Annotated in this window: 19 protein-coding genes; 4 read left to right on the forward strand and 15 right to left on the reverse strand. The window is 55.2% G+C overall.

The annotated features are described in order from the left end of the window. Nucleotide 1: 1 nt before the first annotated feature. Nucleotides 2-340 (forward strand): cupin domain-containing protein, encoded by a 339-nt coding sequence (locus P9H32_RS11990; protein WP_322609133.1) that lies wholly within the window; start codon nt 2-4, stop codon nt 338-340. 40 nt (nt 341-380) lie between these two features. Here P9H32_RS11990 and P9H32_RS11995 read toward each other — a convergent pair whose 3' ends face one another. After that, nucleotides 381-1,163, reverse strand: coding sequence for an alpha/beta hydrolase (locus P9H32_RS11995; RefSeq protein ID WP_322609134.1), 783 nt, complete (start codon nt 1,161-1,163; stop codon nt 381-383). Between the two features lie 114 nt (nt 1,164-1,277). On the opposite strand from P9H32_RS11995, the gene amrB reads away from it, so the two are divergent. Together amrB and P9H32_RS12005 are read left to right on the forward strand one after the other, a co-directional pair. Further along, nucleotides 1,278-2,693, forward strand: a complete 1,416-nt coding sequence (gene amrB, locus P9H32_RS12000) for an AmmeMemoRadiSam system protein B (RefSeq protein WP_322609135.1) — start codon at nt 1,278-1,280, stop codon at nt 2,691-2,693. Nucleotides 2,694-2,784: 91 nt separating this feature from the next. Beyond that, nucleotides 2,785-4,506, forward strand: coding sequence for a hypothetical protein (locus P9H32_RS12005; RefSeq protein WP_322609136.1), 1,722 nt, complete (start codon nt 2,785-2,787; stop codon nt 4,504-4,506). Nucleotides 4,507-4,509: 3 nt separating this feature from the next. On the opposite strand, the gene P9H32_RS12010 is transcribed toward P9H32_RS12005, so the two are convergent. The 3 genes from P9H32_RS12010 to P9H32_RS12020 all read right to left on the reverse strand — a co-directional run bounded on the left by P9H32_RS12010 (nt 4,510) and on the right by P9H32_RS12020 (nt 8,666). Next, nucleotides 4,510-5,499 (reverse strand): SMP-30/gluconolactonase/LRE family protein, encoded by a 990-nt coding sequence (locus P9H32_RS12010; RefSeq protein ID WP_322609137.1) that lies wholly within the window; start codon nt 5,497-5,499, stop codon nt 4,510-4,512. A gap of 154 nt (nt 5,500-5,653) precedes the next feature. Next, complete coding sequence (locus P9H32_RS12015; protein WP_322609138.1) at nt 5,654-7,861, reverse strand: esterase-like activity of phytase family protein; 2,208 nt, start codon at nt 7,859-7,861, stop codon at nt 5,654-5,656. A 271-nt stretch (nt 7,862-8,132) separates the two neighbouring features. Continuing rightward, on the reverse strand, nt 8,133-8,666 hold the full coding sequence (locus P9H32_RS12020) for a cell wall hydrolase (RefSeq protein WP_322609139.1): 534 nt from the start codon (nt 8,664-8,666) through the stop codon (nt 8,133-8,135). A gap of 122 nt (nt 8,667-8,788) precedes the next feature. On the opposite strand from P9H32_RS12020, the gene P9H32_RS12025 reads away from it, so the two are divergent. Beyond that, entirely contained in the window at nt 8,789-9,190 is a 402-nt protein-coding gene (locus P9H32_RS12025; protein WP_322609140.1) for a rhodanese-like domain-containing protein, read from the forward strand. A 45-nt stretch (nt 9,191-9,235) separates the two neighbouring features. Here the strand turns inward: P9H32_RS12025 and modC are convergent, their stop codons facing one another. From modC to nifE, 11 genes are all read right to left on the reverse strand, one after another. Further along, nucleotides 9,236-10,336: a molybdenum ABC transporter ATP-binding protein gene (gene modC, locus P9H32_RS12030; RefSeq protein ID WP_322609141.1), complete on the reverse strand. Its 1,101-nt coding sequence runs from the start codon at nt 10,334-10,336 to the stop codon at nt 9,236-9,238. Beyond that, nucleotides 10,320-11,024 (reverse strand): molybdate ABC transporter permease subunit, encoded by a 705-nt coding sequence (modB, locus tag P9H32_RS12035; RefSeq protein ID WP_322609142.1) that lies wholly within the window; start codon nt 11,022-11,024, stop codon nt 10,320-10,322. The genes modC and modB overlap by 17 nt, the downstream gene beginning before the upstream one ends. 96 nt (nt 11,025-11,120) lie before the next feature. Continuing rightward, nucleotides 11,121-11,837 (reverse strand): molybdate ABC transporter substrate-binding protein, encoded by a 717-nt coding sequence (gene modA / locus P9H32_RS12040; RefSeq protein WP_322609143.1) that lies wholly within the window; start codon nt 11,835-11,837, stop codon nt 11,121-11,123. A 174-nt stretch (nt 11,838-12,011) separates the two neighbouring features. Next, entirely contained in the window at nt 12,012-12,659 is a 648-nt protein-coding gene (locus P9H32_RS12045) for a DUF2490 domain-containing protein (RefSeq protein WP_322609144.1), read from the reverse strand. Nucleotides 12,660-12,762: 103 nt separating this feature from the next. Further along, nucleotides 12,763-13,281, reverse strand: coding sequence for a tRNA (N6-threonylcarbamoyladenosine(37)-N6)-methyltransferase TrmO (tsaA, locus tag P9H32_RS12050; RefSeq protein WP_322609145.1), 519 nt, complete (start codon nt 13,279-13,281; stop codon nt 12,763-12,765). Further along, nucleotides 13,282-13,524 (reverse strand): YezD family protein, encoded by a 243-nt coding sequence (locus tag P9H32_RS18170; RefSeq protein ID WP_431311697.1) that lies wholly within the window; start codon nt 13,522-13,524, stop codon nt 13,282-13,284. Beyond that, nucleotides 13,451-13,759, reverse strand: coding sequence for a (2Fe-2S) ferredoxin domain-containing protein (locus P9H32_RS12055; RefSeq protein WP_322609146.1), 309 nt, complete (start codon nt 13,757-13,759; stop codon nt 13,451-13,453). Before P9H32_RS12055 ends, P9H32_RS18170 begins: the two co-directional genes overlap by 74 nt. A gap of 112 nt (nt 13,760-13,871) precedes the next feature. Continuing rightward, entirely contained in the window at nt 13,872-15,131 is a 1,260-nt protein-coding gene (locus P9H32_RS12060; RefSeq protein ID WP_322609147.1) for a radical SAM protein, read from the reverse strand. Nucleotides 15,132-15,271: 140 nt separating this feature from the next. Continuing rightward, nucleotides 15,272-16,810, reverse strand: a complete 1,539-nt coding sequence (locus tag P9H32_RS12065; RefSeq protein ID WP_322609148.1) for a nitrogenase component 1 — start codon at nt 16,808-16,810, stop codon at nt 15,272-15,274. Beyond that, on the reverse strand, nt 16,807-16,950 hold the full coding sequence (locus P9H32_RS12070) for a hypothetical protein (protein ID WP_322609149.1): 144 nt from the start codon (nt 16,948-16,950) through the stop codon (nt 16,807-16,809). The genes P9H32_RS12065 and P9H32_RS12070 overlap by 4 nt, the downstream gene beginning before the upstream one ends. A gap of 20 nt (nt 16,951-16,970) precedes the next feature. Further along, nucleotides 16,971-18,329, reverse strand: a complete 1,359-nt coding sequence (gene nifE / locus P9H32_RS12075; protein WP_322609150.1) for a nitrogenase iron-molybdenum cofactor biosynthesis protein NifE — start codon at nt 18,327-18,329, stop codon at nt 16,971-16,973. Nucleotides 18,330-18,558 lie beyond the last annotated feature (229 nt).

Below are 18,558 nucleotides of genomic sequence, written 5' to 3' on the forward strand. Positions count from 1 at the left end.
TATGAAGCTGGTCAGAATCAACGATGTTCCCGAAACTTCCGTCTCGCATAATGCAAAGATACGCAAACAGGTGGTGGTGGAAAATGGTGTGGTTCCGCACCTCACCAACTATTCCCGGGCCGTCTTTCCGCCCGGCGAAAAAGCGGACCGCCATGTGCACCGCGATATGACCGAAATTTTCACCTGCGAATCAGGCTGCGGTGAAATACGGGTTAATGAAGTCGGCTACGAGTTTTCCCCCGGTATCACCGTCGTGGTCGAACCCGGCGACGCCCATGAAATCATCAACACCGGTCCCGCTGAACTGATTGTTCGTTATTTCGGTCTCGTCACAGATTAACGGATCGAAGGAGATTCGGCAGAACCGTCGATTCTTCAATCTATAATTCTTCGATAAACGAGAGGATCGTTTGCAGGTATTGATCACCGGCGACATAGGCGTAGTCCATGTGCCGGGCGTCGTCGATCCAGAAATGCTGTTTGGGTTCAGGGGCGGCCGCGTAGAGTTTTTGCCCGTGGCTGAAAGGGACCACGTGGTCGTCGCGTCCGTGAATAATCAGGACGGGACATTGGACGGATTTGATGGATTTTTCGTTGTTGAATTTGTCCCACGGAAGAATCTGGACGCCGGTTTTGACCCGGAAGGCCGAGGCAAAGGAGCACTCGCAGATCAGGCCGCCGACCGGATGCCGGGCGGCGGTCTGAACCGCCAGCGCGCCGCCGAGTGAACGGCCGATGGTAATGATCTTCGAAGGTTTCACCGCCTGCTGATTGACCAGCCACTGATAGGCGGCTTCGGCATCGTCTTTGGCTTTACGGTAGGAGGGGGCTCCGTCGCTGGTGCCGTACCCGCGGTAGTCGTAGGCCAGTACGGAAAAACGGCCGGCGTAGTATTCCGTAAGAAACGGCACAACCACGCTGAGGTCTTCTCCGTTGCCATGACTGAAAAAGAGGGTGTATTCCGCATCGGGGTTATGCAGCCAGACGGCGTTGATGGTTTCGCCGTCGGTGGTGGGAATTCGGACTTCGTCCGGCAGATGGGCATAGCCGGGCGGTTGCGGCTGAAACAGAATGCTGTCGGAGATGACGGCCGCAATAAGATTAAGCAGAAGATAAATTCCTCCGCCGCAGAGTGCGAATCGAATAATCGGATGTTCAAGCATGCAGTATACGATAGAATGATGCCCCGTCCCGTGCAATGGAAAGTTCCGCAGATTGAAGGGTTGCCCCGTTTCGGAGACGGGAGTACCCTCAAATTGTATGCCGAGGAGAGGGTTATGAAGACAACGGTTCTTGATTCCGGACTGGCCGGGCAGTGGTATAGTGATGATCCGGTTCATCTTGCACATGTTATTGATGCTTATCTTGATGCGGCCGACCCGCCGGCGGTGGAAAATCCGATTGGATTGCTACTGCCCCATGCCGGCTACCGCTATTCCGGTATGGCCGCGGCCTATGGTGCAAAACTGCTTAAAAACAGCCGGTTTAAACGGGTCATCATTATCGGGCCATCGCACCGCGTCGTATTGCAGGATTCAGTCAGCATCCCGGAGGTGACGCACATAAAAACACCGTTGGGGCTGATCCCGCTGGACGGCCCGGCGATTTCCGAACTCCGTAAAAATGATGTTTTTCTGGCGCACCCTCAGGCTCACCGAAACGAGCATAGTGTGCAGATTGAACTGCCGATACTGCAGCGGGTGCTGAACGGTTTTTCATTGATTCCGGTGGTTTGCGGTCAGCTCTCTGAGGCCGGTGCAAAGCGGATTGCGGCGGAGCTGAAACCGTTAATGAATGACGAGACGCTGTTGGTGATCAGTTCTGATTTTACCCATTACGGTCAGAGTTTCGGCTATGTGCCCTTCACGCAGAATATCGAGGAAAACCTGCGGGCACTGGATATGGGGGCGTTTGCAAAAATTCAGGCGCACGATCTGCAGGGGTTTCAACAGTATGTGCAAGATACCGGGGCTACGATCTGCGGCAGCGGTCCGATTGCCGTGCTGCTCGCTATGCTGCCTGAGGATGCAAAGATTGATCTGCTGAAATATGAGACTTCCGGAAATCTGACCGGTGACTGGTCGCATTGTGTGAGCTATCTCTCCGCTGCGGTTTCCGGGCACTGGAAAACAGATGCGGCGCAGGGGAAGTATCCGGAACTTTCTTCAAAGGATAAGCATACTCTGCTGGCTTTTGCGCGTTATATCATTTCGAAGGAGTTGAGACCGGATATTCCGGCCGTTGAAATTCAGCCGACTCCGGTCATGCAGGAAAAGCGCGGCGTTTTCGTCACCCTCCATAAACGGGGGCAGCTGCGCGGCTGTATCGGGGAAATTTTTCCGCGCCGACCGCTGATCGATGCCGTGAACGCGCAGGCCCTGAATGCCGCATTTCATGATCCGCGTTTTCCGAAACTCCGTGCAGATGAGCTGGCGGAAGTTGATCTCGAAATTTCGGTGCTTACTCCGCCGGAACCGGTGGATTCCTGGGAGCATATAGAGATTGGCCGGCACGGTATTGTTTTGAGCTGCGGGCCGCATTCCGCTGTCTTTCTGCCGCAGGTCGCCACGGAGCAGGGATGGGATCTGGAGACCACGCTGACTCACCTTTCCGTAAAGGCGGGACGGCCTTCCAATGCCTGGAAAGCGGATTGCGCATTTGAGGTTTTTGAAGCCGATGTTTTCGGCGAGTGACGGCACAGAGCGGCTGCGTATGCGTTCCCGGGTTGCAATTGTCCGGGAGGCCCTTCATACTTTTTCCGGTTGGGATTAAACGGGAGAGTTTATGTTTGAAACAGGTATGAAGAAAATCCGTCTGATGCTGTGTGTAACCGCAGGTCTTTTTTTTCTTTCCACGGCAAGAGCGCAGATGCCGCATGAATGCCTGCTGCTGGTGAACCGCAAATCGCAGGATTCGCTGAAGGTGGCGAACACCTATCTTGCTCAACGCCGGATTCCGCAACGTAATGTGATCTATCTTGATTTGCCGGAAAATCTTTACGGCGGAAAGGCCACCGTTACGCCCGAGCAGTTTAAATGGCTGATCTGGGAACCGGCGAATGCGGCCATCAGAGAACGTGGACTGGAAAATCAGATTCTGGCCTGGATCTATTCCTGCGATTTCCCCATTCGGGTTGAAACCGATCCGTCTGACCGCAAACAGATGTCGGTGGGCGGCCTCACTTTTATGCGCAATAAACTGCCCGGGCTGAGTCTGGTGGAAGAAGGGAAGTTTCTTTCTAAACTGTTTGCAGGCCCCAACGAACGCATCAAACTCAACCTCAATGCCATGTCGCTGGCGATGCAGAAAAAGGGACTGGGGCCGGAGGCGAAAGTGCCGCCGGAAGCCGCCTGGCTGCAGCGCGGGCTGGGTGACCGTATGCCGTTGCCGAGCATGATGCTGGGCTATACCGGCGAAAACGGGAATACGGTGCAGGAGGTGCTGAATGCTCTGGCCCGCGGTGCGGCCTCGGACCACCGGGGCATGCGTTCGGGTATTTATTTTGTGCAGAGCGATGATGTCCGCTCGAAATGCCGTGAGTGGCAGTTTTATCCGGCGGTGAATGAACTGCAGCAGCGCGGAATCAAAGCCACGGTAACTACGAATTTTCCGGCCGGAGAAAAAAATGTGATGGGCATTCTCATGGGAGCTGAAACGGTGGACGCCGCTTCCGTGGGGTCGTTTGCTAACGGAGCCATGGCAGAACATCTCACCAGCTGGAGCGCGGAATTTCAGAAGCGGCAGTCCAAGTGTACCGACTGGATTGCCGCCGGGGCCACCGCTTCTGCCGGTGCGGTGGTAGAGCCCTATTCCAATCCCAATAAATTTCCGTCGGCGCGTTTTTATGTACATTATGCCGCCGGCTGCACGATGCTTGAAAGTTTCTATCAGTCCATTGCCTGTCCGCTGCAGACGCTGCTGGTGGGGGACCCGTTGGCGAAACCGTATGCCCCGGCGTTCGGGTTGCGCATTCTGGGCACGGATACCGTAAAAAATGACTTTACCTATGTCGCCGCGGTGGAATCAAAGATCCAGGGTGCACAGTTTGAATATACTTTTTTCGTGGACGGAAAAATTGTGCAGGAGCAGTCGGATCAGAACTCATTTTATCTGCGTGTTCTGAATTTGAGCGACGGCTATCACGAACTGCGTGTCACGGCCAGTATCAGGCATATGGTAGAATACAACATGACAGTTGATAAGCCGATCATGGTGAACAGGACCGGACGATCAATCCGTATTCAACCGGAAATCAGCCGGCTGGCTAAGCATGAGCACGGCATTAAGGTGCAGCCCGGCGGTGCTGAAAAACCGGAAAAGGTCAGGCTGGTTTGCGGCGAGGTGGTTCTTGACGAAAAAGTTTATGCCGACGATGTCGAACTTGTGCTTGATGAGCGGGTGCTGGGCGAAGGTCCGAACCGGATCCGGGCCGTCGGAATTTATGCGGATGGTATGAACGTTTCCAGCGCGCCGCTCAGTCTGGGCATTACTTTCGCAAAGGATTAGCCTTTAAGGAATCCAATCGACCTCCAGAAATGAAAGCGTATAGGGTTTTCCGTGGGATCGGTTGACCATCGTCGGTTCGCTCATCAGATCAAAGTTGGAGATCACCAGTTTTCCATCAAAAAATACCAGGTCGACCGGTTGGTCGAGCTCGCCGTTCGAGCCGTCGTTGTCCGGATACTGCACCACGGTGGTTACGGTGCCGTTCGGTGCGACCGAGTAGAGGGCATTTTTTGAAAAACCGCAGACGATGAGATGGCCGCGTTTATCGAAAATCATACCGTCGATTCCTGTGGTGTTCAGGTCGGCGTAATGTGCTGAATCAACCACCTTCCCGGAGCGGTCAAGTGTGAGCCTGAAAACGGTCCCGTCCCCGAAGTCGCCCACATACAGATGTCCTTTTTGATCAAATGCAAGGCCATCGAGACCGAACTGTTTTTCCGAATTTTTCGTTTCCGAGGTGAAAATAAGGTGTTTGTCGGCTGTGGAATTACTCACCTTCACGTCACGTTCCGAAATCTGGAAACGGTAAACGCCGCCGACGTTTCGGTCTTTTTTGATTCCGGCCATTTGCGGCACGGTTACATAGAGTGCGCCGTTGTGACAGCGAAGCCCGTTGGGTCCGCTGATCCCGTGGGCGATAATTTCGGTGGTGACGGTCTGTTCTTCAAAGGAGAGGGCGAGAACCCGTCCGTTTGAATTCACAAAGAGCGTTCCATCCGGTCCGTAGGCCAGTCCCATGGGCCGGATTTTTCCTGAAAAACCGGGAATGGTATAATCGGGCAAACGACGGATTTTCCGGTCTTTGGAAATCGAGAGCAGGGCTCCGGAATAACCGCCGGGCGCGTAGTTAGGGCAGGAGAGCGTCAGGGTGCCGTCGGGAGCGACGGCAAATGCATCGGGCGTCGGACAGTCTTCCGGAAGTTCAGTATACAGTGTCGTCTGTGCAGCCCATACGGTGGATGCGTACGCCAGTGCAAGAGCAATATATTTCATCGGAAATCCTTGGGTTGATTGGACGTCAATCTATCGGTTTCCACGCTTTGGAAACACAGGCGTTCCTGCAGAAGAGTTACGGATGATTGCGGTCCGATACCCAAAAAGGCCGACCCGGAGGCCGACCTTTTTTTAACCGGTGGAACCGTATTTTTTAGCGGATGCGCAGGAACAGGGTTTCGCCCGGAGCTTCGTCCACTCCGTCGTTGTCGGAAACCACGTAGATTCTGCCGAAGCGGTTGATGGCCAGTCCTTCAAGTTTTTCAGTGGTCCAGATGCTGGAGGCATCCAGTGCAGGCTGCAGGTCGGCCAGTTCGTATTTACGAACGGTTTTCAAGGTTTCGGTGTAGGGCTTGAAGTCGTTTTTGCTCAGGCGAACGGCGTAGACCGATTTGAGTTCGGCATTCAGACCGGTGCTCGGTCCCCAGCCTTTATCACGCTCGATCACAGCAAACCAGTTCCCGGCGATATGCGTGAGTTCGGACAGACCGATCCATCCGCCATCGCTTTCGGCTTCGAGCGGATAATACACAAAGCTCCACTCATCTTTCGCAACATCGTAACGACCGATTTTAGTGTGTTTTTTATCGATGTCGCCGGTGTTCGGCCAGGCACGCTGGATGGCAACATAGACGATCTCACGTCCCGGCCATCCGGTAACGGCAATACCTTCAAAACCGTTTTTACGGGCATGCTCTTCAAGGAAGTCCGGCAGGAGAATTTCGTTGAGCACCGAGCCGTTGCGATCGACTTTCAGGATCATGTTCGGAAGATCATCTGCATTTCCTTCTGACGCGAGCCAGAAGCTGCCGTCCCAGCCTTTGGAAATCCCTTCCAGGTCAAGACCGCAGGAGGCTCCGGTGACCGGGATGCGGTTGACAATCTGAGCCGGATGGGTGTTGGCTTTGATCGTATAGATGAAGCCTTCGGAGAGGAAGGAATCGCTGACCGCATAAAGGCGGTTCGGATTCCAGCAGTCGGCGGTCAGACCGGAGAGGGCCACCCACGGAATGGGTGCTCCGTTTTCGTCGTTAACGGATTGGATGGTTGGATAAAATGCCGGACCTCTTCGCAGTTGATAAATATTGATCATGGTCGGAATGCCGGCTTCTTCTTCGTCCTTTTCTGTGGAAGCAACGAAAAGTCCGCGTTTTTCAATGACCTTGAGGCCCTCCGGACCGATGCCGGTCGGCAGCAGCTGTTCCGCAGTCAGTCTTCCGTTGCGGGAAATACTGTAAACACCGATCGCGTTGGCTCGCTCTGAACCGACAAACAGAAAATTTCGGCCTTCGAAGGTTCCAAATTCTACGGCTTCAGGTTCACAGCCTTTGTTGCCTGAGCGGTCTTCATTGTAGTGCCCGGCGCTGGCGAGCCAGTGCTCGAACGATTCGGCGGATTCATATTCCACGGTTCCGTTCTGATTGAAAATGGTGAAGCCACGGCTACCACCGCCTTCACCGTTTTCATCTTCGTAGTCACCTTCGTTGGCCGTAGCGAACGAATCATGATCGATCCAGGTTACAGCATCAGGCTCCCGGCGCTTGGTGATGGTGTCGGTGAAGGCGATCAGGCCTTCTTCCTCGGTATCGACATTGGAGAGTTCAACGGAACCACAGGAAAACTCATTGAGGATGTCGCCGGTAGCCAGATCAATGACGGCGAGGTGGTTGTTTTCCTGAAAGGTAACCACGGCTTCATTCTGTGTGTTGATGTCCACATATTCCGGTTCAAGGTCTGGGCCGGCATAGGCATGGGCAGCCACCGGGGAAAGATCGGCAGCGCGGATGTTCCAGTCGTCCGCTTCGCCAACGAGGTCGACAATCAGCAGTGCGCCGGTTTTGTTCTGCGGAATAAAGCCGTCATTCAGATCTTCGTCGCGTTCGTTTTCGATAACGATAGCGGCGTATCGGTGGTCCGGAGAAAGGGCCAGAGAATCGGGCTGTCCGCCCAGCTCGCGTTCGGCCAGAATATTATGGCTGATCCGGTCAATCACCACCAGTTTCCCGGAAGGAGATGCATAGTCATCCGAGGTATTCACGCCCACCAGAACCAGATCATCCAGAATGACCAGACTGGTCGGTTCACCTCCGACGTTCACAGAACCTTCGCCCATGGGAACGGCCGGGTTGGCGATATTCACAAAACCAATGGCTTTGTTTTCGCCGTCGGTGTAGACCAGCTGTTTTCCGTCTTTTGTGGCATCGGTAATTTCTGCCACGGCAGAGCCGTTTCCGGCCATGACATCAAAGCTTGCAACATGCTGGAACAGTTTGCCGGTTTTGCAGTAGTGCCTGCGGGCAAGAGCGCTGTTTGCAGCGGATACAGCAACGAGGCCTGCCGCGGCCAGAGTAAGTTTGTTCATAATCAATCTCCCGTGTTGTGATTAAAATCTACCGCAATCCCGAATTACACCGGGGCGGTATGTAAGGTATTTCAAGGTGCATACAGCTCTTTGCTGCCTTTTCGTGGAATGCACCTGAAACCGTAGACCACATTGGAATACCGGGATCTTGGCAGGATGAGGAAATCGTCAGAAACACATGAATATTTATGCAGGTGTAATACGCTTATTTACCTGCATATATTTTTCGGGGAAGACGCAAACAGAGTGGCGAGCATTCTTTGTTCGAGTTTCAGCGCGGCATATACCGGGGTTCCATGAAACCGAAGACGTGGTTGCCGATTGTTTTGATTCCGGTGAGTTTCGAAGCCCAGGAGGGGTTGGCTTTTGAAGGATTGTAAAAGTGGGTAAACCGGTCCCACTTGCGGTTATAGGACAGTAACTGCCAGGCGAGACTGTAGGAATCGGCACGCGCCACCATATCTCTCAGGTTGGTATAGGTGCCAAGGGCATACGCTTCCGGAACCCGACGGATATTGTTCCAGCATGAAAACTGTTTTTCGTGCAGGCAGATCTCCGCCATGGTTCGGCGCAGCAGCCGGGCCCGGGTGGCGATGACTGAAGCAACGGCGCGTTTGCCTTCATAATCTTCGCCGCGCGCCTCCGCATAGATCGTATAACTCACAATGCGCGCCGTTTCTTCGCTCAGGAAATTTTCCGGCGCCTCTTTTTTGCTTTCGGTATGTTCAACGGAATGGGTTGCTGCGGCCTTGGCCAGAAGCGGCAGGCCGGTCAGGGTCAGTGTTGCGGTTCTTCGGTTGTTCATGCGGTACCCCGTAAATCTATGGCAGTCGTTCTCTACTCGGTTGTTTTCCAAACTCCGGAAAGGTATAGCAGATTGTTTTTCAATGTCTGGAAAAATTGGAAGCCTTCAATAAACGGCTGAAAATGAACAGCCGGCTGGACAACGATCCGCTGGTGGTTCATCGTGCAGATCTTTCGATACGGAAACTTAAGCTGCCGCACGATCCCGGAGATTCGGCACATGACAGGGAGGCCCCGATGCCCGAAGCCATTGATGTTGTTATTGATGAAATTAATTTAGCTGATTTTGAAGTGATCGATATTCGCGAACCCGATGAGGTGGCGAAAGAGCCGTTGCCGTGCGAGCATCAGCATATTCCGATGAACGATCTGCTGGGCAATCCGTCGGTCATTGACAAAGAAAAAGCCTACCTGCTCGTTTGCGCGGCCGGCGTTCGCACCAACTATACCGCCAACGCCTTTCGATCGGCCGGATACAGCAAGGTCTATTCGCTGGTCGGCGGAAACCGGGTGCTCTCTGCCTGAAGGGGTTCTGCACGGGACGTTAAGCGCAGATCGCTGAAGCCGTTGTTACTGCAGCATGCCCATGGGTTGGATGGCGCGGCTTTTGAAGAGAATCCATACCGATGAGGCCGGCGTCAGATTCATCTCTTTTTCGGTTCCCCGTGTAATCTCGGCAAACAGCGGTCCGGCGGCGGTATCGAGTTTGCAGAGGGAGCGATCAGGAGTGTGGGTTATGCTGCGTACCCGGCCGGGCAGCTGGTTGCGCATGGAAATGGTTTCAATCCGATGGGGGGCAATGGCAATCTGATTGGCGGCAATCCCAATGTTTACCGCCCGGCCGATCGGCAGTTTTTCCGCGAGTTCCATTTCAACCCGGAGCTCCGGATGATTCGGTAAATCAAGCCGGGTTACACCATGATCCTTATCGTGTTGGGCAACCTGCATTTTCAGCAAATTGGTCAGCTGGGCCCCTTTAAGTTCCCGCAGCGTTTTTGAGGTGCCGGCCAGTTTTTCAAGAGAATTCTTTCCCGTCACGGAACCGTCGCGCATCAGCAGGAGCTGGTCGGTGAGCTGCAGGATTTCACCGAGGTCGTGGCTGATCAAAATCGTGGGAATCTGCAGGGTGGTGTGGATTCGGGCAAGGAAGGGCAGGATCTGCATTTTCAGCGAGACATCCAGCCCGCTGACCGGTTCATCCATCAGCAGAAGCTTGGGATTGGCCAGCAGGGTGCGTCCGATGGCAATCCGCTGTTTTTCGCCGCCGGAGAGGTCGGTCACCTCGCGGTCGATCAGGTGCTGGATATTCAACAGGTCCACGATATCGTCAAAGTTGAACGGGCGGTTTTTTATCCGTTCCTTCAGGCATTCACCGGCGCGCAGGTTCTGTTCGACGGACCAGTGCGGAAAAAGGCGCGCATCCTGAAAGACGAGGCCGATGCCGCGCCGGTGCGGTGGCACAAAGATTCGCCGGGCGGCATCAAAAAAGGTTTCGCCGCCGAGGATAATGTGTCCGCCGTCGGGACGGATGAGCCCGGCGATGGCTCGGAACAGCGTACTCTTGCCGCAGCCGGAATGGCCGAATACCCCCATCGCCGATTCAAAGCATTTGAATTCGGTATCCAGCAGAAAATTGCCCTGCCTGTAATAGATATCAACGTCGAGATTCACTGCTCATCTTTCGTTTGGCTTTTCGGGTTAACAGTTCGGAAATCAGCAGCGAGGCAAAGCAGAGAATGAGCGAAGCCGCCACCAGGCGCATAGCCAGCGTCTCTTCGCCGGGAACCTGCAGGGCGGAATAAATAGCCAGCGGCAGGGTCTGGGTCGATCCCTCCACATTGCCGGCAAACGTGATCGTTGCGCCGAACTCGCCGAGGCTGCGCGAAAAGGCGAGCAGAATACCGCCGAGAATGCCGGGCCACGCGAGCGGCAGGGTCACCTTCATAAAGACGCGGAAGCGGTTATAGCCCAGCGTCTGGGCCGCTTCCTCCAGCCGCTGATCGACCATGGAAACTGCCAGCCGCACGGAGCGGACGGCCAGCGGAAAGGCCACGATGGCCGAAGCCAGCACAGCGCCCTGCCAGGTGAAGACCAGTCGAAGGTCAAAGTGGTCGGCCAGCCATTTTCCGATCAGCCCGTTCCGGCCGAACGTCACCAGCAGCAGATAGCCCGTGACGACCGGCGGAATAACGAGCGGAGCATGCACCAGACTTTCGAGCAGCAGCTTGCCGCGGAATTCTTTCCGCGCAAACAGCCAGCCCGCGAGCACCGCCGGAACAGCGGTGACCACCGCAACCCCCAGCGCGACTTTCAGCGAAAGTCCCACTGCACTCCATTCTGCTGGGGATAAATTAACCATGTATATGAACACCCGCTACGCTAGAGAGCAAGGAGTGCACAAAGCCTCGTTCTCTGTGTTCCTCTGCGATTTCTGCTTCGACTGAGTTTAAAAAAATCATTCTGCGGCTTCTGTAAATCCGTGGCTTTTCAGAATCCTGCTGGCTTCGTCGGACTTCAGGAAATGAAGGAATTTTACGGCAGACTCTTTTTCCGATACAGCGGCGGCGGGATAGATGATCGGACTGTGGGATTCCGGGGGGAAGGTTCCAAGGATTGGAAGTCCCGCGGCCCTGGCATCGGTGGCATAGACGATGCCGGCGCTGACCTCGCCGCGCTGGACATAGAGCAGGGCGGTGCGGACGCTGGACGCCTGCACGAAATGGGGTTTCCAGGCGCTGAACCAGCCCAGATGCTCCAGCGCCTCTTTGGCATACATGCCGGCCGGCACGCTCTTGAGCTCGCCGACCGCGACTTTGCCGGGAACGGTTCCGTCAAATTTGACGGACGCGCCGGGCGGGGCGGTCAGCACCAGCGTGTTGGCCGCCAGGTTGAAACGTGAGGCGGTCTGAATGGCCGCTTTCGCTTCCAGCCAGTCCATCCATTTGACGTTTGCCGATACAAAAACATCGGCCGGTGCGCCGGCTTCGATCTGTCGGGCAAGAGAGCCGGACGAGGCAAAGTTAAACCGCACAGTCTCGCCGCCGGCGTCTTTATAGGCGGCGGCGAGATCTTTCATGGCGTCGGTGGTGCTGGCGGCGGCGAATACCGAAAGTGCGGCTCGGGCCGATGTGCTAAGCAGTAGAATAAACAAAATCGTGGATAGAAATTTCATGTTTGTAGGTTTCCGGTTCAAAATATACCTCAAATCAGCCGGTCAGGCTTATTAGTGCATGGAGTGTGCCACGGCGTCAGGCCGGCCGTTGCGAAAACAGAGAGCCTGGCCTGCGCCGCTGCAGCGGTGAGCAGGGAGGATAGGAGTATAAACCATAGGTTCATCTGTATGCCCTCAGAATTTAAGTGTTGCGCCGATGCCCATATTATACGACTCCGTCCACTTGGAGGTGGAGTCCGTCCGGTTGAGCTGGTGCATGAGAAAGGCCTTCAGGAATAGGTTATCCAGAGGGGCATACAAAAAGCCGCCCTCAAACCGGTTGCAGTAAACGAGGTTGTCGGCCATGTCATAGATCGGTTCCCAGGCCCCGTAGGGATTCAGGCCTTTCCAGCCTTTGGAAAAACTGAGGGTGATCCGCGGCCAGAGGAGCGCCTGATCATCCCCGTCGGGCATATCCACATGCGCCAGCCGCATCCGGCTTTTCAGGCGGAGAAAGTCCAGCGGCAGGGTATTGGTGAGGTTGGCGTGGAGCATCGGCTTGGCGAACCAGTCGCCGTCTCGTTTCCGGGTGGTTATATACCGGTAGTTCCCGGTGAGGTTCCAGGCGTTGGAGAATTTCCATCCGACACCGACGTCGGTGTAGCGCCAATAGAAAAACCCATCGTTTTCTCTGTATCGGACCTGTTCCTTGAGGGAGAGGGAGAGTTTTTCAGTGAGTTTCCCTTTAAGGGTTCCTTCCAGCCAGACCGCATTTTCAGCGCTGTCCCAGGCGAGGGTCGACATAGCGGCACCCAGCAGTGCGGCCGTTAATCTTACTTTCATTTTTTCGGTCTCCGGCTGCGACACCTGTATGTCAGGAAGCGTAGACCTGTATTTGTTTTCTATCTGCCGCCGGTTTTCCGGTTGGCGTTTTTGTTCTTAAAAATCAGGGCATTTGATGGATCGCCTTGCGTTCCATGAAACGGTCATCGGAGCGGTGTTTCGAGGCGATGTCCGCCTCCTTGTCTTCGAGCCAGCCGCTGATGGCATTCGGCCGGTTATCCACATTCCGGAAAAAGGGTTTGATGTCGATCAGCGGTGAACCGTCGAGCATGTCAGCGCCTTCGAAGTAGAGCTTACTGCCTTCCACCTTTTTCACCTTCACGGTGGAGAGTCCGATGGCCGCCGGACGCGCGGGCGAGCGGGTGGCGAAAACACCGTGTTCTTTTTTATCCATGAACGGCGTGATGGTCAGCTTGTAGTCCGGCTTCATTTTATGCAGGTGGAAGAGCAGCATGACATGCGAAAAGCCGTCGACGTCCTTCAGACCTTCTGCAAACTCGGGATAGAGTTCCACTACGCCTTCGTCCTCGCTGCCGACCGGTTGCACCGGAATATTGTCAGCGGTCGTATGCGGCGTACGGATGGTGCCGATTAAGGTGAGCTCTACGGTTTCTGTTTTCATTTAAAAACGAATTTTTTCGGTTTTCTGAACCTGGACCACCTGGCCGTTGTGGACGGTGAGCGTGACTTCGCCATAGTCTAGGCTCTTTACATATTTTTTCACGGATTTAACCCAACGGCCGTCCTGCGTGCCGCAGTATGAGCCGTTGGATTGATCATGATGATGACATTTACTCGAGTTCGAACTCACCGGTATCTTCTCCGTCTTCAATGGCATCGAGAATGGCGTCGAGTTTTTCTTCATCGAGCTCGCCGAACCATTTTCCCTGCGGATACATGACCATAACCGGTCCCTTATCGCAGACTTTCAGGCAGCCGCATCCGGAGACCTGGGCGTCGAGCCCGCGGTCGAGAATTTCAGTGTCGAGATAGGAAAGCAGTTCTCCGGCTCCTTTGGTGTTGCAGACGCCTTTGGCTTCGCCCGCGACGCGGTAGGAGTTACAGATAAAGAAGTGCATTTCCGGTTTTGCTATAGGCATAATTTTCCCCTGGTTAGTTACTTATATTCAATGCAAAGACACGAAGGTCGCCAAGTTACGCAAAGCAGCTTTGCGAGGCTTTGTGTTCTCTGCGCCTTGGCGTTTTAATTTCTCAGCCGCAACCGGCCCCCGAGCCGGTGCATTTTTCTCCGCATTTGGTTTTCCGGAGGGGCGAACGGACCTCTTCGCCGGCATAAATCCGGCGAAGCGTTTCATCGATCAGCCCCTCCATCACCACCACTTTGAGTCCGGCCTGACGGAGAAAGGCCGTTGGTTTGGGTCCCACCCCTGAGACGAGGATTGCACGGCAATCGCTCAAATTCTTTGCCAGATCCATCCAGCGTTCCGAACCGCTGCCGGCATCCGGCGTGGCACGGGTTTCCAGACATTGGAAGAGGCCGTCTTTTTCGCCGAAGATACTCAGTTCGGCCGCTTCGCCCAGATGTTCGTTCACCAGTACGCCCTCGCGGGTGGCGACGGCCACGTAGGGGCGCTCTTCGTCCGGATTGATCGGCGCGTTGGCGGCTTGTTCCAGTTTTTTGAGCGTATCCTGCGTGGTGCCTTCAGCGAGCAGGCCGCAGGCATCGGCGCGGCAGCGCTGGCAGTGCGTCATCTGCGGCATATATGTTCCGGCAATATCGCGCGCTTCGTGGATCATGGCCGGGGTCGGTTCGTCGAGATTTTCGAACATGGTTCCTTCCACCGGGCACATCGGAATAATGTTATGCAGGTCGGCACCTTCGGATTTGGCGAAGGCCGCAACGGCGTCGATATGATGATCGTTCACCCCCGGAATCAGGATGGTGTTGATCTTCAGGGTCAGGCCGTGGGCCTTGATGGTTTTCATGGCCTGAATCTGACGCTCGAGCAGCAGTTCGGCGGCGGCAAGACCGCGCAACGGTTTTTTATGATCGCGCACCCAGCTGTAAACATCAGCACCGATCTCCGGATCAATGGCATTCATGGTGATGGTGATGTGGCTCACTTTGAGTTCGGCCAGTTCGGCAATGTAGGGGCCGACGCCCAGGCCGTTGGTGGAGACGCAGAGCAGCATGTCGGGATGGCGTTTACGGATCAGCCGCAGCGTTTCCATCGTCTGTTCCGGATTGGCAAAGGGATCGCCGGGGCCTGCAATGCCTACGACCGAAATCGGTTTGCCGGATTCCACCAGATCGTTGACGTAGTAGAGCGCCTGGCCGGGGGAGAGGACGTTGGAGGTTACGCCGGGGCGGGATTCGTTGACGCAATCGTATTTACGGTTGCAGTAGCCGCACTGGATGTTGCACTTCGGCGCGACCGGCAGGTGGACGCGACCGTATTTGCCTTTGACATCGGGGTTAAAGCACGGGTGTTTGGTGAAGTCGAGAGGCATGGCTAGCTCCTGGTTTGAGTTGAGGGACTGGGCACTAGGCAAAAGGCACTAGTGAAGTCCTGTGGTTCACGTATCTGAGCGGGTATGTTCATGTAAAAGTATTCCCTAATGCCTAGTTTCCTAGTGCCTGGTCCCTTAGCTCAGATGTAGGTGTAGCCTACATCTGAGTTCTCTTGTTTCATTTCCATAAGTTTGTCGACAATGGTGTCGAACAGCTGCTGGGCGCCCCGGTATCCCAGGTGGAGGGTACGAGGCCCGCTGATCCGGTCGTGGATAGGAAATCCGAAACGGATCAGCGGGATGCCGGTTTTGCGGCTGAGGCTGAAGCCCTTACTGTTGCCGATGAGCAGGTCGGGTTTCAGATTGAAAGCGGCGATCTCGATTTCGGCAAAGTCGATGCCTTCGAGGATCGGGGTTTCCGGGGCGAGTTCCGGGGCAGCTTCGCGTATGCATTGGTCGAGCTTACCGCTCTTGCCGCCGGAGGCGCAGAGGACGGGCTTGAGGCCGATCTCGCAGCAGAAGGCGGTCATGCCGACGACGAAATCCTCTTCGCCGTAGATGACGACCTCTTTGCCGAAGGTGTATTTGTGGCCGTCGACATAGCAGTCGATCAGTCGCCCGCGTTCAGCGTCGTGTTTGGCGGGCAGCGGCCGGCCGGTAATCTGCTCGAGTACGTTGCAGAATTTGTCGGTCTGGCGGATGCCGATGGGCAGGCCTACGCGGAAGACGGCCGTGGAAAATTTTTCGTCGAGCAGCGATGCCGCAGACTGTTTGTCGGCGATGGTCGAGGCCAGTTCAATCACGGCTGAGGCGCGGCCGAGTTTGGCGATTTCGCGGGCCGGAGTACCGCCGGCCGGAATTTTGTGGTAGTCGCCCCAGACCGGGCCGTCGAGCGGGTCGGAATAATCGGGAACAATTGAAAAATCCATTTCGAAATCCTCCATCAGTTCCCGCAGGTGACGCAGGTCGGCCGGGGAAACCATGCCGGGGAAAATGCCGATAAATTTTTCGTTCGGTCCGTCCACGGCGAGCTGATCGACGATGGCGCGGACGGCCCACTGATAGCCGTCGGCGTGCGAGCCGGAATAGCTCGGGGTGGAAACGCGCAGAATGTGCGGCGGATCGACTATTTTACGGTCGGCGGAAAGATACTCTTTCACATACATGTTCACATCGTCGCCGATGGTTTCCGCCAGGCAGGTGGTGGCAATGCCGATCACTTCGGGTTTATAGCCTTCAATCACGTGGGTCAGGCCGTCGAAAAGGTTCCGGCGCCCGCCGAAAACCACGCTCTCTTCGCCGAAGCTCGACGAGGCAATATCCATCGGTTCGCGGAAATGGCTGATCATGTAGCGGCGGATATAGGTGGCGCAGCCTTGCGAACCGTGGAGGAAGGGGAGGCAGCCTTCGATTCCACGGAACGCAAGGCAGGCGCCGAGAGGAGCACACAGTTTGCAGGCATTGCGCGTTGCCGTAAAATTTTCGCCGGTAAGTTTTTTACCACCCGCTTCGCTGGAGGACACCGAGTGCACGGAGGTACTGTCTCTGTGTTCCTCCGTGCTCTCTGTGGTGAAATTCCCGCCGCTGGGACCGCAGCCGCATTTGGCTTTATCATCCGCTGTGCAGGCATGGGCCGCATCGTCGACCGGAGCACAGGTTTTTCCGCAGTTGCAGCTCATTTACCGGATCCTTTTTTGTCTGCGAAGAGGTTGAGCTTACGCAGGTTCTTCTTCGGAGGAAGATTTCTGTCCAGGTCATGAATGCCCATGGCCGTTAAGATTTCATTGATCGAGGTATCGTATTTTTTCGTGGTCTTCATCTTCGTGCTCTCTTTTCCGTTTAGGTTCTTTTTCCTGCACGGCGCGGTGCGAACTGCCAGACGGGGCTCATGACGGAGGAGTGAACTTCTTTGGCAAAGTTGAGCATGCCGATGAAGCCGGCGAGCGCTTCCTTGCGTTCGTGGTTGTGGTCGCAGAAGCCGACGCCGATCTTGTAGGCGATGGGACGTTCTTTGACGCCGCCGATGAAGAGGTCGACATCTTTTTCCTTCACATACTTTGCCAGCTCGAGCGGGTTGGTGTCGTCGAGGATTACGGTGCCCGGATCGCAGAGTTCCGTCAGCAGTTTATAGTCATCCACCGACCCGGTCTGCGAGCCGGCCACCACCACATCCATGCCGAGCGTGCGCAGCGAGCGAACCAGCGAAAAGACCTTGAAAGCGCCGCCGGTGTAGACCGCGGCCTTTTTCCCTGTAAGATCTTTCCGGTAGGGCGCGAGCTGCGGCATCAGCTTGGCCACTTCTTCTTTAATCACGCGCTGTGCGCCCATACGCATTTCATCGTCATCAAAAAAATCGGCCACGTCATAGAGCGCCTTCGACATATCTTCGATGCCGAAGTAGGAGGCGCGCATCATGGGGGTGCCGTATTCTGTTTCGAGCATCTTTGCCAGATTGCTGACGGAACCGGAGCACTGCACAATATTGAGATGGGCGCGCCCGGCCTTGCGGATTTCATCGACCCGTCCATCGCCCGAAACCGTGGAAACCACTTTGACGCCCATACGTTCGTAGTAGTCCTTAATAATCCAGATTTCACCGGCCAGATTGAAGTCGCCGAGAATGTTGATCGACTTCGGGACTTTCTGTGCGTCGGGGTCGTCTTCGCCGACAATTTTAAACAGGGCATCGCAGGCCGCTTTGTAGCCTTCTTTTTTCGAGCCCTTGAAGCCTTCGGAATCAACCGGGATCACGGGGATACCTTTTTCGTTCTGCACCTTTTTGCAGATCGCGTCCACGTCGTCGCCGATTACGCCGATGATGCAGGTGGAATAGATAAACGCCGCGCTCGGTTTGTATTCATCGATCAGTTCGCTGATGGCATTATAAAGTTTGCCTTCGCCGCCGTAGATGACGTCCTTTTCCTGCATGTCGGTGGAAAAGCTCAGGCGGTGCAGCTCGGGACCGGAAGAAAGGGCACCGCGGATATCCCAGGTGTAGGACGCGCAGCCGATCGGCCCGTGCACGATATGGATCGCATCGGCGATCGGGTAGAGCACCACACGGGATCCGCAGAAACTGCAGGAGCGCTGGCTGACGGAGCCAGCAAGACTCTGCTTTTCCGCCTCCATGGCAAATTCGCCGCCTTCATGCACCTGGGCTTTGCGCTTTTCCAACAGATTGATTTTTTCTTCAGCCATTTTGGTTTTCCAATTGTTGGAAGCCCTTATTGCAACAGGTGTGCCATTGTACCGTGTTGGGCGCGGATCGGAGTTGTAAGTCCTTGCTAATTAGTGTTTAGTAAAATGTTTGATGAGGAAGGGGGTGACGGGGAAGGGGAGCGTGATTACGGAAATATTTTTCCGGCACGTCCAGCCCTTGGAAGCCTCGCTCTTCCAACCCTTGGAAAACAAAGGGGTTAAACCGAAT

It is taken from the genome of Pontiella agarivorans (assembly GCF_034531395.1).
In the GTDB taxonomy this organism is placed as follows: Bacteria; Verrucomicrobiota; Kiritimatiellia; order Kiritimatiellales; family Pontiellaceae; genus Pontiella; species Pontiella agarivorans.

Excerpts from the sequence above, each read along its gene's own strand:
- P9H32_RS11990 (WP_322609133.1), top strand. The coding sequence starts at position 2 with ATGAAGCTGGTCAGAATCAACGATGTTCCCGAAACTTCCGTCTCGCAT.
- P9H32_RS11995 (WP_322609134.1), bottom strand. The coding sequence starts at position 1,163 with ATGCTTGAACATCCGATTATTCGATTCGCACTCTGCGGCGGAGGAATT.
- amrB (WP_322609135.1), top strand. The coding sequence starts at position 1,278 with ATGAAGACAACGGTTCTTGATTCCGGACTGGCCGGGCAGTGGTATAGT.
- P9H32_RS12005 (WP_322609136.1), top strand. The coding sequence starts at position 2,785 with ATGTTTGAAACAGGTATGAAGAAAATCCGTCTGATGCTGTGTGTAACC.
- P9H32_RS12010 (WP_322609137.1), bottom strand. The coding sequence starts at position 5,499 with ATGAAATATATTGCTCTTGCACTGGCGTACGCATCCACCGTATGGGCT.
- P9H32_RS12015 (WP_322609138.1), bottom strand. The coding sequence starts at position 7,861 with ATGAACAAACTTACTCTGGCCGCGGCAGGCCTCGTTGCTGTATCCGCT.
- P9H32_RS12020 (WP_322609139.1), bottom strand. The coding sequence starts at position 8,666 with ATGAACAACCGAAGAACCGCAACACTGACCCTGACCGGCCTGCCGCTT.
- P9H32_RS12025 (WP_322609140.1), top strand. The coding sequence starts at position 8,789 with ATGAACAGCCGGCTGGACAACGATCCGCTGGTGGTTCATCGTGCAGAT.
- modB (WP_322609142.1), bottom strand. The coding sequence starts at position 11,024 with ATGGTTAATTTATCCCCAGCAGAATGGAGTGCAGTGGGACTTTCGCTG.
- modA (WP_322609143.1), bottom strand. The coding sequence starts at position 11,837 with ATGAAATTTCTATCCACGATTTTGTTTATTCTACTGCTTAGCACATCG.
- P9H32_RS12045 (WP_322609144.1), bottom strand. The coding sequence starts at position 12,659 with ATGAAAGTAAGATTAACGGCCGCACTGCTGGGTGCCGCTATGTCGACC.
- tsaA (WP_322609145.1), bottom strand. The coding sequence starts at position 13,281 with ATGAAAACAGAAACCGTAGAGCTCACCTTAATCGGCACCATCCGTACG.
- P9H32_RS18170 (WP_431311697.1), bottom strand. The coding sequence starts at position 13,524 with ATGAAGAAAAACTCGACGCCATTCTCGATGCCATTGAAGACGGAGAAG.
- P9H32_RS12055 (WP_322609146.1), bottom strand. The coding sequence starts at position 13,759 with ATGCCTATAGCAAAACCGGAAATGCACTTCTTTATCTGTAACTCCTAC.
- P9H32_RS12060 (WP_322609147.1), bottom strand. The coding sequence starts at position 15,131 with ATGCCTCTCGACTTCACCAAACACCCGTGCTTTAACCCCGATGTCAAA.
- P9H32_RS12065 (WP_322609148.1), bottom strand. The coding sequence starts at position 16,810 with ATGAGCTGCAACTGCGGAAAAACCTGTGCTCCGGTCGACGATGCGGCC.
- P9H32_RS12070 (WP_322609149.1), bottom strand. The coding sequence starts at position 16,950 with ATGAAGACCACGAAAAAATACGATACCTCGATCAATGAAATCTTAACG.
- nifE (WP_322609150.1), bottom strand. The coding sequence starts at position 18,329 with ATGGCTGAAGAAAAAATCAATCTGTTGGAAAAGCGCAAAGCCCAGGTG.